The organism is Micromonospora sp. D75, from assembly GCF_018070405.1.
GTDB classification, from domain to species: domain Bacteria; phylum Actinomycetota; class Actinomycetes; order Mycobacteriales; family Micromonosporaceae; genus Micromonospora; species Micromonospora chalcea.
Genome location: NZ_JAGPXV010000194.1, coordinates 1 through 9,183 on the forward strand (window position 1 = coordinate 1; position 9,183 = coordinate 9,183).

Annotated in this window: 11 protein-coding genes; 9 read left to right on the plus strand and 2 right to left on the minus strand. The window is 72.0% G+C overall.

Annotation, left to right across the window (positions count from 1 at the left end; all coding sequences use genetic code 11):
• Nucleotides 1-56: 56 nt before the first annotated feature.
• Together KBX39_RS14160 and KBX39_RS14165 are read left to right on the plus strand one after the other, a co-directional pair.
• Nucleotides 57-272 carry a DUF433 domain-containing protein gene (locus tag KBX39_RS14160; RefSeq protein ID WP_030502405.1) on the plus strand — a complete coding sequence of 72 codons (216 nt, stop codon included), beginning with the start codon at nucleotides 57-59 and terminating at the stop codon, nucleotides 270-272.
• 59 nt (nucleotides 273-331) lie between these two features.
• The gene (locus KBX39_RS14165; RefSeq protein WP_043330145.1) at nucleotides 332-835 is read left to right on the plus strand and encodes an Lrp/AsnC family transcriptional regulator; all 504 of its coding nucleotides are present in this window, start codon (nucleotides 332-334) and stop codon (nucleotides 833-835) included.
• Here KBX39_RS14165 and KBX39_RS14170 read toward each other — a convergent pair.
• Nucleotides 768-1,379, minus strand: a complete 612-nt coding sequence (locus KBX39_RS14170) for a histidine phosphatase family protein (RefSeq protein WP_210870966.1) — start codon at nucleotides 1,377-1,379, stop codon at nucleotides 768-770. The genes KBX39_RS14165 and KBX39_RS14170 overlap by 68 nt on opposite strands.
• 160 nt (nucleotides 1,380-1,539) lie before the next feature.
• Here KBX39_RS14170 and KBX39_RS14175 point away from each other — a divergent pair, with 160 nt between their 5' ends.
• Nucleotides 1,540-1,734, plus strand: coding sequence for a CsbD family protein (locus KBX39_RS14175; RefSeq protein WP_043324133.1), 195 nt, complete (start codon nucleotides 1,540-1,542; stop codon nucleotides 1,732-1,734).
• Nucleotides 1,735-1,793: 59 nt separating this feature from the next.
• Here KBX39_RS14175 and KBX39_RS14180 read toward each other — a convergent pair whose 3' ends face one another.
• A complete protein-coding gene (locus KBX39_RS14180; protein ID WP_104115743.1) occupies nucleotides 1,794-3,200 on the minus strand; it encodes a KamA family radical SAM protein in 1,407 nt (468 codons plus the stop codon).
• A 143-nt stretch (nucleotides 3,201-3,343) separates the two neighbouring features.
• Here KBX39_RS14180 and KBX39_RS14185 point away from each other — a divergent pair, with 143 nt between their 5' ends.
• From KBX39_RS14185 to KBX39_RS14210, 6 genes are all read left to right on the plus strand, one after another.
• On the plus strand, nucleotides 3,344-4,405 hold the full coding sequence (locus KBX39_RS14185) for a hypothetical protein (RefSeq protein ID WP_064446002.1): 1,062 nt from the start codon (nucleotides 3,344-3,346) through the stop codon (nucleotides 4,403-4,405).
• A gap of 4 nt (nucleotides 4,406-4,409) precedes the next feature.
• Entirely contained in the window at nucleotides 4,410-5,981 is a 1,572-nt protein-coding gene (locus KBX39_RS14190) for an amidohydrolase (RefSeq protein ID WP_210870968.1), read from the plus strand.
• Nucleotides 5,978-7,540 (plus strand): lysine 5,6-aminomutase subunit alpha, encoded by a 1,563-nt coding sequence (locus KBX39_RS14195; RefSeq protein WP_043324125.1) that lies wholly within the window; start codon nucleotides 5,978-5,980, stop codon nucleotides 7,538-7,540. Before KBX39_RS14190 ends, KBX39_RS14195 begins: the two co-directional genes overlap by 4 nt.
• On the plus strand, nucleotides 7,533-8,288 hold the full coding sequence (locus tag KBX39_RS14200; RefSeq protein WP_043324123.1) for an OAM dimerization domain-containing protein: 756 nt from the start codon (nucleotides 7,533-7,535) through the stop codon (nucleotides 8,286-8,288). The genes KBX39_RS14195 and KBX39_RS14200 overlap by 8 nt, the downstream gene beginning before the upstream one ends.
• A complete protein-coding gene (locus KBX39_RS14205) occupies nucleotides 8,285-8,677 on the plus strand; it encodes a hotdog domain-containing protein (RefSeq protein ID WP_043324122.1) in 393 nt (130 codons plus the stop codon). Before KBX39_RS14200 ends, KBX39_RS14205 begins: the two co-directional genes overlap by 4 nt.
• The coding region (locus KBX39_RS14210; protein ID WP_210870970.1) for a glutamate mutase L at nucleotides 8,674-9,183 on the plus strand (510 nt) is incomplete at its 3' end. The genes KBX39_RS14205 and KBX39_RS14210, both read left to right, overlap by 4 nt.

The following is a 9,183-nucleotide window of genomic DNA, read 5'->3' on the forward strand; positions in this document are numbered from 1 at the left end:
ACCAGATCCAGCGGCTGGTGATCTCGCGCGCGCTGGCCAAGGGCTAGCCTGTCGCGGTGACCTTCCCCCGGATCACCGCCGACCCCGACGTCATGGGGGGTGCGCCCTGCGTGCGGCAGTCGCGCATCCCCGTGGCCACCCTGCTGGCCATGATGGCCGAGGGCATGTCCGTCACGGACATCCTCACCGACCTGCCGTTCCTGGACGAGGAGGACATGGCGGAGGTCCTGAACTACGCCGCGGACGCGGTACGCGACCGGACGGCGCGCTGAGCGTCACCACGGCGGGCCGGGTGCGGCGGGAGAGCGTTTTACCGGCTACTGTGCAGCGCGTGGAGGAGATCGACCGCGCCATCGTCGCCGCGCTGACCGGGGACGGTCGGCTGTCGTACACGGACCTGGCCGAGCGGGTGGGCCTGTCGGTGTCGGCCGTGCACCAGCGGGTCCGCCGGCTGGAGCAGCGCGGGGTGATCAAGGGGTACGCCGCGCGGGTGTCGTTCGAGGCGCTGGACCTGCCGCTGACCGCGTTCGTGGCGATCCGGCCGTTCGACCCGTCCCAGCCGGACGACGCGCCGGAGCGGCTCGCCCACCTGCCCGAGATCGACTCGTGCTACTCGGTGGCGGGAGAGGACTTCTATCTCCTGCTGGTGCGGGTGGCCGGTCCGGCCGACCTGGAGCGGGTACTGCAGGAGATCCGCACCTCGGCGAACGTCACCACGCGCACCACTGTGGTGCTGTCGACGCCGTACGAGAACCGGCCGCCGAAGATCAGTGGCGAGCTGACCGGCCGGGGTCGTCCGCGCCCGTCGGCGGAGCCGGCAGGTTCCACCGCCTGATCACCCGCCGGCCGTGCTCGTGCCCGAGCACGCTGAGCGTGGCGGTGTCCAGCCGCAGCAGTCCGCCGGCCGACGGCGGGAGCCCGATCCAGCGTGCCCCGAGCACCCGCAGGCTGTGGCCGTGCCCGACCAGCGCCACGTCGCCCTGCTCCAGCAGCGGCGCGACCCGGTCCAGCACGCGGTCCAGGCGGGCGCCCACCTGTTCCGGTGACTCCCCGCCGGGGCCGCCGTCGGTCCAGATCGACCAGCCGGGCCGCTCGGTCTGGATGTCCGCGCTGGTGCGTCCCTCGTACTCGCCGTAGTGCCATTCGGCGAGATCGGGCTCGATCGCGTCGACGGCGAGCCCGGCCAGAGCGGCGGTGCGGGTGGCGCGCTGCCGGGGGCTGGACAGCACGCGGGCGAAGCGCCGGCCGGCGAGCAGGGGAGCCAGCGCGCGGGCCTGCCGCTCGCCGTCGGCTGTCAGCTCCAGGTCGGTGTACGAGGTGTGCCGGTGGGCGGCGCTCCAGGTGGTCTCGCCGTGCCGGATCAGCAGGATCTCGTTCACCGGCCCAGTCAACCACGGTGGGTCGGCGTCGGCCGGGCGTCCAGCCTTCAACCTATTGTCCTAGGACGCATTACGCGATGTGCGCAGCACAACAGCGTTTCACCCGACAGTCACCGGGGACGCGACAAGGGCAACGCTCAGCCGGAACGAGGAGGGCGACATGAGCTTCACCGACAAGGCGAAGAACAAGGCCCAGGAGATGAGCGGAATGGCCAAGGAGCGGATCGGCGACGTGACCGACAACGAGCGGTTGCGGGCCGAGGGCGCCTCCGAGCAGAGCGCGGCCCGGGCCCGGCAGGCCGGGGAGCACGCCAAGCAGGCGGGCCGCGACGTCAAGGACGCCTTCAACAAGTGAGTACGCGGAACGGCGGGCCACCTCATCGCAGAGGTGGCCCGCCGTTCGGGTGTCCGGGGTCAGTCGTCGCGGTGGGCGAGCCACCAGGCCTGGCCGGCCTCGGGCAGCGTGTCGATCGGGTCGTAGTAGGCGTAGCGCTTGTTCAGCGCCTCCAGGTCGGCCGACTCGATCGAGGTGCGGTAGTTCTTCGTCCAGTACGAGATGCCGCGCTCACGGTCGTAGTCGGTGAGCATGTGCACCCACCGCTTGCCGACGAACGGCACGTCGCAGACGATCCGCGGGGTGGCGTAGCCGGGCAGGTAGCCCATGATGTCGTGCTGGAGCTGCTGGGCGTGCCACACCGGGACGCGCCAGTGCTCGGCGTTGGGGATCATGTCGCACATGTAGAAGTAGTACGGCAGGATGCCCGCCTCGCCCTGCAGCGCGAAGCACAGGTCGAGCAGGTCGGCGCTGGTGGCGTTGACGCCGCGCATGAGCACGCCCTGGTTGCGCACGTCGCGTACGCCGACGTCGAGCGCGGTCTGGGCGGCCTTGGCGACCAGCGGGGTCAGCGACTGGGCGTGGTTGACGTGGGTGTGGATGGCCAGGTTGACGCCGCGGCGGGCGGCGGTGCGGGCGACCCGTTCCAGGCCCTCGACCACGTCGGGCTGGAGCCAGTGCTGGGGCAGGCCCATGAGCGCCTTGGTGGCGAGCCGGATGTCGCGGATCGTCTCGATCTCCAGCAGGCGCATCAGGTACGACTCGAGGTTGCGCCACGGCACGTTGGCGACGTCGCCGCCGGAGACGACCACGTCGCGTACGCCGGGGTGGGCCTTGAGGTAGGTGATGTGGGCGTCGTAGCGGTCGACGGGCTTGAGGGTGAGCTTGAGCTTGTCGACGGCGGGGGTGGAGTTGCCGACGAGGTCCATGCGGGTGCAGTGGCCGCAGTACTGCGGGCAGGTGGAGAGCAGTTCGGCGAGGACCTTGGTGGGGTAGCGGTGGGTGAGGCCCTCGGCGACCCACATGTCGTGTTCGTGGAGGCTGTCGCGGCTGGCGTACGGGTGCGACGGCCAGTCGGTGCGGCGGTCGGAGGCGACCGGGATCATGTAGCGGCGGATCGGGTCGGCGAGCAGCGCCTCGGTGCTCATCGGCTCAAACGGCACCATGGTGTTGAGCATCTGCGGCGGCACCAGCATGGACATGGTGGCCAGCGCCTTCTGGTCGGCCTCCAGGTCGGCGTAGAAGGTCTCGTCGACGGTGTCGCCGAGGACGGCGCGCAGCTGCTTGATGTTCTTGACGCAGTTGACCCGCTGCCACTGGGCGCTCTCCCACTGGTCGCGGGTGACGTGGCGCCAGCCGGGGAAGCGGGTCCAGTCGGGTTCGACGAGGGGCGCGCGGCGGTATTCGTAGGGCTGTCCGGCGGCTGGGACGGCGGCCGGCGCGTGGCGGGGCGTCGGGATGGTCTCCACCGGTTGGGTCTGGGTCACGGCCCCTCCTCGTCAGTGTGCGGGTTGATCAACGGATGCGTAGGCTACTGGAAAATCTGCGGTGAAGAAATTAGTCTGCCGTAAGTTTTCCCGCGATGCGAGTCCTGACCAGGGGTTCGGGCGGCTGGACATAGGGGGTCGGCGTGACGTCACCGGTGGGACTGCACCGAGTCGTGGAACCGGCGGGGGTGCTCCCGCAGGCGGCCTGGCGGCTGGACCCGGACCCGCGGATCGCGGCGAACGAGGTGCGGATCCGGGTCGAGCGGCTGAACCTGGACGCGGCGAGCTTCCGGCAGCTGGCGGAGAAGCACGGCGGCGACGGGGAGAAGGTCCGCGCCGAGGTGCTGGAGATCGTGTCGACCCGGGGGAAGATGCAAAACCCGGTGACCGGTTCCGGCGGGATGCTGATCGGCACCGTCGAGGAGGCGGGCCGCCGGTCGCCGCTGGGGCTGAAGCCGGGCGACCGGGTGGCGACGCTCGTGTCGCTGACGCTGACGCCGCTGACGATCCTCGACGGGCTGGCCCGCTGGGACGGGCGCAGCGAGCAGGTGCCGTGTGACGGGTACGCGATCCTGTTCGCGCGGTCGATCGCGGCGGTGCTGCCGGCGGACCTGCACCCCGAGTTGTCCCTCGCCGTGCTGGACGTGTGCGGGGCGCCGGCGCTCACCGCGCGGGTGGTGGCCGAGCAGGTGGCGCGGCGCTCACGTGAGGGTGATCCGCGTCCGGTGTCGGTGGCGGTGATCGGCGGGGCCGGCAAGAGCGGGTCGCTGTCGCTGGCGGCGGCGCGGCGGGCGGGCGCTGCCCGTACCGTCGGGGTGGTTCCGGTGGCCGCGGAGCGGGACGCGCTGGCGGCGGCCGGGCTGGCCGACGTGGTGGCGCTGGCCGACGCGCGGGATCCGGTGGGGCTGTCGACGGCGGTGACGACGGCGCTGGGGGTGCCGGCGGACGTGACTGTGGTGTGCGTGGACGTGCCGGGGTGTGAGCACGGCGCGGTGCTGGCCACGGCGGACGGCGGTACGGTGATCTTCTTCTCGATGGCGACGAGCTTCGCGGCGGCGGCGCTTGGTGCGGAGGGCCTGGCGGCGGACGTGACGATGCTGGTGGGCAACGGGTATGTGCCGGGGCACGCGGCGCTGGCGCTGGACCTGTTGCGGACCGAGCCGGGGGTGCGCGGTCTGTTCGAGGCGCGTCTGGCGGCAGACTGAGACCATGACGAACCCCTCGACGCTGTATCGCGGTGGAGTGCTGCACTGTCCGGCCGACCCGAGCGCGACGGCGCTGCTGGTGCGGGACGGGCGGATCGCCTGGTTGGGCACGGACGCGGAGGCGCCGCGGGCGGACCGGGTGGTGGAGCTGGGCGGTGCGCTGGTGACGCCGGCGTTCGTGGACGCGCACGTGCACGCGACTGATACCGGGTTGGCGTTGTCGGGGCTGGATCTGTCGGCGGTGCGGTCGGCGGGTGGGCTGCTGGAGGCGGTGTCGGCGTTCGCGGCGGGTCTGCCGGGTGACGCGGTGGTGCTGGGGCACGGCTGGGACGAGTCGGGCTGGGCGGATCCGGCGTTGCCGGATGCGGCGGCGCTGGACCGGGCGGCCGGTGGGCGGCGGGTGTATCTGTCGCAGGCGTCGATCCATTCGGCGCTGGTGTCGGCGGCGTTGCTGGCGGCGTGCCCGGAGGTGGTGTCGGCGGCCGGGTACGAGGCGTCGGGGTGGTTGCGGCGCGACGCGCACCATGTGGTGCGGGCGGCGGCGTTCGCGTCGGTTTCGCGGGCGCAGCGGGTGGCGGCGCAGCGGCGGGCCCTGGCGCACGCGGCGTCGCTGGGTGTCGCGGCGGTGCACGAGTGCGGTGGGCCGGACATTTCCGACGAGGAGGACTTCACCGGGCTGCTGGCGATCTCGGGGGCCGGGGTGCCGGAGGTGTACGGGTACTGGGGTGAGCTGCTGGGCGCGGCGAAGGCCCGGGAGCTGGGCGCGGTGGGTGCGGGTGGTGACCTGTTCGCCGACGGGGCGCTGGGGTCGCGGACGGCGCACGTGTCGGCGGCGTACCTGGACGGTGAGGCGGGGGCGTGCGGGCACGGGTACGTGTCGGCGGAGCAGGTCCGTGATCATCTGCTGGATTGTGCGGCGCATGGGTTGCAGGGCGGGTTCCACGCGATCGGGGACGCGGCGATCGGCACGGTGCTGGAGGGTTTCGGTCTGGCGGCGCGGTCGGTGGGTGTGGACCGGTTGCGGGCGGCGCGGCACCGGGTGGAGCACGCGGAGATCATGAGCAAGGCGTTGATCGCCGGGTTCGTGGAGTACGGGATCGTGGCGTCGATGCAGCCGGCGTTCGACAGGTTGTGGGGCGGCTCGGGCCGGATGTACGAGTCGCGGCTGGGGTTGGCGCGGTCGCTGGAGTCGAATCCGATGGGCGCGATGCACGGTGTCGGGGTGGCGTTGGCGTTCGGGTCGGATTCGCCGGTGACGCCGCTGGATCCGTGGGGGTCGGTGCGGGCGGCGGCGGCGCATCACAACCCGGCGCAGCGGATGAGTGTGCGGGCGGCGTTCGCGGCGCACACGCGCGGCGGGTGGCGGGCGGTGCACCTGGACAACGAGGGTGTGCTGGCGTTGGGGGCGCCGGCGACGTTCGCGGTGTGGGACACCCCGGCGGGCGTGGAGCGGGGGCTTCCGGTGGTGCTGGCCGAGGATCCGGAGTTGCGGGGGCCGGAGGATCCGACGCCGCTGCCGGTGTGCCGGACCACCGTGTTGCGCGGTGACGTGATCTATCAGGAAGGGTCTTCGTGACAGGCAAGCTTGGGCTGGATCCGGCGTTGGTGGCGCGGGCGCGGGAGTTGGCGCGCCGGGCCGGGCAGCCGGTGGTGGATCTGGCGCGTAGCCACACCACGGTGTCGGTGGAGCGGGCGGTGCTGCGGCTGGCCGGGGTGACCGGCGCGGACCCGGACGGCATTCCGTGGGTGAACCGGCTCGTCGACGCGGTGGTCGCGGACGTCGGGTTGGGGCACGGGGTGGCGGCGCCGGTGTTCGACGCGCTGGCGCGTGAGGGCATCGCCGATGTGACGTTGCTGGCGCAGAAGGCGGCGGCCGGGTCGGTGCGGTTCGCGCAGCCGTCGGGGAAGGCGGCGACGGCTGCGCGGCGGGCGTCGCGCAAGGCGGTCGCGGCGGGGATCCGCAGCATCGACCGGCGGCGCGCGGAGCGGGACCGCTTGGTGAAGCGGTTCGGGGATCCGGCGCGTCGGCCGTGGATCTACCTGATCGTGGCCACGGGTGACATCTACGAGGACATTCCGCAGGCGCAGGCGGCGGCGCGGGCCGGCGCCGACGTGATCGCGGTGATCCGGTCGACGGGGCAGTCGCTGCTGGACTACGTGCCGGAGGGGGCGACCCGGGAGGGGTTCGCGGGCACGTACGCGACGCAGGAGAACTTCCGGCTGATGCGGGCGGCGCTGGACGAGACGTCGAAGGAGTTGGGCCGGTACGTGCGGTTGACGAACTACGCGTCGGGTCTGTGCATGCCGGAGATGGCGACGCTGGCCGGCCTGGAGCGGCTGGACATGATGCTCAACGACTCGATGTACGGGATTCTGTTCCGCGACATCAACCCGATCCGCACGTTCGTGGACCAGCGGTTCTCGCGGCAGGTGCACGCGCGGGCGGGGATCATCATCAACACCGGCGAGGACAACTACCTGACCACCGCTGACGCGGTGGACGAGGCGCACACGGTGACGGTGTCGCAGCTGCTGAACGAGTTCTTCGCGCACGAGGCGGGGCTGGCGGACTGGCAGCTGGGGCTGGGGCACGCGTTCGAGATCAACCCGGACGTGCCGGAGTCGTTCCGGTTGGAGTTGGCGCACGCGCTGCTGGCGCGGGAGTTGTTCCCGGACGCGCCGTTGAAGTGGATGCCGCCGACGAAGCACATGACCGGTGACGTGTTCCGGGGCAACCTGCTGGACGGGTTCTTCAACCTGGTGGGCACGATGACCGGGCAGGGGATTCTGCTGGTGGGGATGATGACCGAGGCGGTGGTGACGCCGTGGCTGTCGGACCGGGACATCGCGCTGCAGAACGTGCGGTACGTGCTGGGCGCGGCGGGCGGGTTGCACGAGGACTTCGTGCCGGCGCCGGGCGGGTTCATCCAGGCGCGGGCGCACCGGGTGCTCGGTGAGGCGGTGGACCTGCTGGAGCGCATCGGGGACCAGTCGTTGCTGACGGCGATCGCCGAGGGCACGTTCGGGATCATGAAGCGGCCGGCGGACCGCGGGAAGGGCCTGGACGGCGTGGCCCGGCACGAGGCGGACTACTACAACCCGGCCACGGAGATCCTGGAGCAGCCCCATGAGTGAGAAGACGGTTGTGCGGCCGTACGGGGACACCACCGGTGACGGCATGGTGCAGGTGTCGTTCACGTTGCCGGTGCCGCACGACAAGCGGGCCGAGGGCGCGGCGGTGCAGCTGGCGAACAAGATGGGCATGGACCCGGCGATGCTGGTGCACGCCAAACCGATCGGTGACGGGTTCACGTTCTTCGTGGTGTACGGGCGGGTGAACCACCTGGTGGACCTGGCGAAGGTGCAGGTGGTGGAGCGTGACTATCCGCTGCTGTCGGCCAAGGAGGTCAACGCGGTGGTGAAGCGGCGGCTGCGCCGCAAGCTGTCGGTGGTGGGCGCGTGCATCGGCACGGACGCGCACACCGTGGGCATCGACGCGATCCTCAACGTCAAGGGCATCGCCGGGGAGAAGGGCCTGGAGTACTACCGGGAGTTGAAGGTCACGAACCTGGGCGCGCAGGTGAGCGTGCCGGAGCTGGTCGAGGCGGCCCGGCGGGAGCGCGCCGACGCGGTGCTGGTGTCGCAGGTGGTGACGCAGCGCGACGCGCATCTGCACAACACGCGGGAGATGTCGGCGGCGTTCCGGGAGGCGATGCCGGCCGGGCGCCGGCCGCTGCTGATCGTCGGTGGGCCGCGCTTCGACGAGACGATGACCGGCGAGCTGGGCGTGGACCGGATCTTCGGGCGTGGCACCACCCCGGGCGAGGTGGCCAGTTACCTCGTCCACGCTTTGATCACTTCCAGGAAGGCGAACGTCGCATGAGCGATCCGCGTGTCGGTCTGACAGTCACCCACCGCCGGTACGTGCCGTACTCCCACGCCCACTACGCGGGGAACCTGGTCGACGGGGCGTACGCGCTGGGGTTGTTCGGGGACGTGGCGACCGAGGTGTGCATCCGCACCGACGGCGACGAGGGGTTGTTCGCCTCGTACGCGGATGTGCAGTTCCGGGCGCCGATGAAGGCCGGTGACGTGCTGGAGGTGACGGCGACGGTGACCCGGGTGGGCACCCGCAGCCGCACCATCGACTTCGCCGCGACGGTGGTGTGCCGGGGCCGCCCGGACAAGGGCGAGTCGGCCGCCGAGGTGCTCGGCGAGCCGATCGTGGCGGTCACCGCGACCGGCACGGTGGTCGTCCCGCAACGGCCATGAGCGTCGTCGTCTGCGCGGACGTCGGGTCGACGTACACGAAGGCGGCGGTGGTGGACCTCGACGGCGGCCGGCTGGTCGCGGCGGCGTCGGCGCCGACCACTGTGGGCACTGATGTGCTGCACGGCCTGGACGCCGCGGTCGGCGCGGCCCTCGCGTCGGCCGGGGTCGCTGAGGCGCCCTGGTACGTGTGTTCGTCGGCCGGGGGTGGGCTGCGCCTGGCGGTGGTGGGTTACGAGCCCCTCGTCACCGCTCAGGCGGGCCGGCGGGTCGGTCTGTCGGCGGGCGCGAACGTGGTGCACGTGGCGGCGGGACGGTTGTCCGGGGCGGACGTGGCGGCGTTGCGGGCGGCCCGCCCGGACGTGGTGCTGCTCGTCGGCGGCACCGACGGCGGCGACTTCGAGACGGTGACGCACAACGCGACGCGGCTGGCGAAGGCCCGCTTGCGGGTGCCGGTGGTCCTGGCGGGCAACGCCGACGTGCGCGACGAGCTGCATGCGGTGCTGGCC

Coding starts and splice junctions, on each gene's coding strand:
- KBX39_RS14175 (WP_043324133.1), top strand. CDS start 1,540: ATGAGCTTCACCGACAAGGCGAAGAACAAGGCCCAGGAGATGAGCGGA.
- KBX39_RS14190 (WP_210870968.1), top strand. CDS start 4,410: ATGACGAACCCCTCGACGCTGTATCGCGGTGGAGTGCTGCACTGTCCG.
- KBX39_RS14200 (WP_043324123.1), top strand. CDS start 7,533: ATGAGTGAGAAGACGGTTGTGCGGCCGTACGGGGACACCACCGGTGAC.
- KBX39_RS14205 (WP_043324122.1), top strand. CDS start 8,285: ATGAGCGATCCGCGTGTCGGTCTGACAGTCACCCACCGCCGGTACGTG.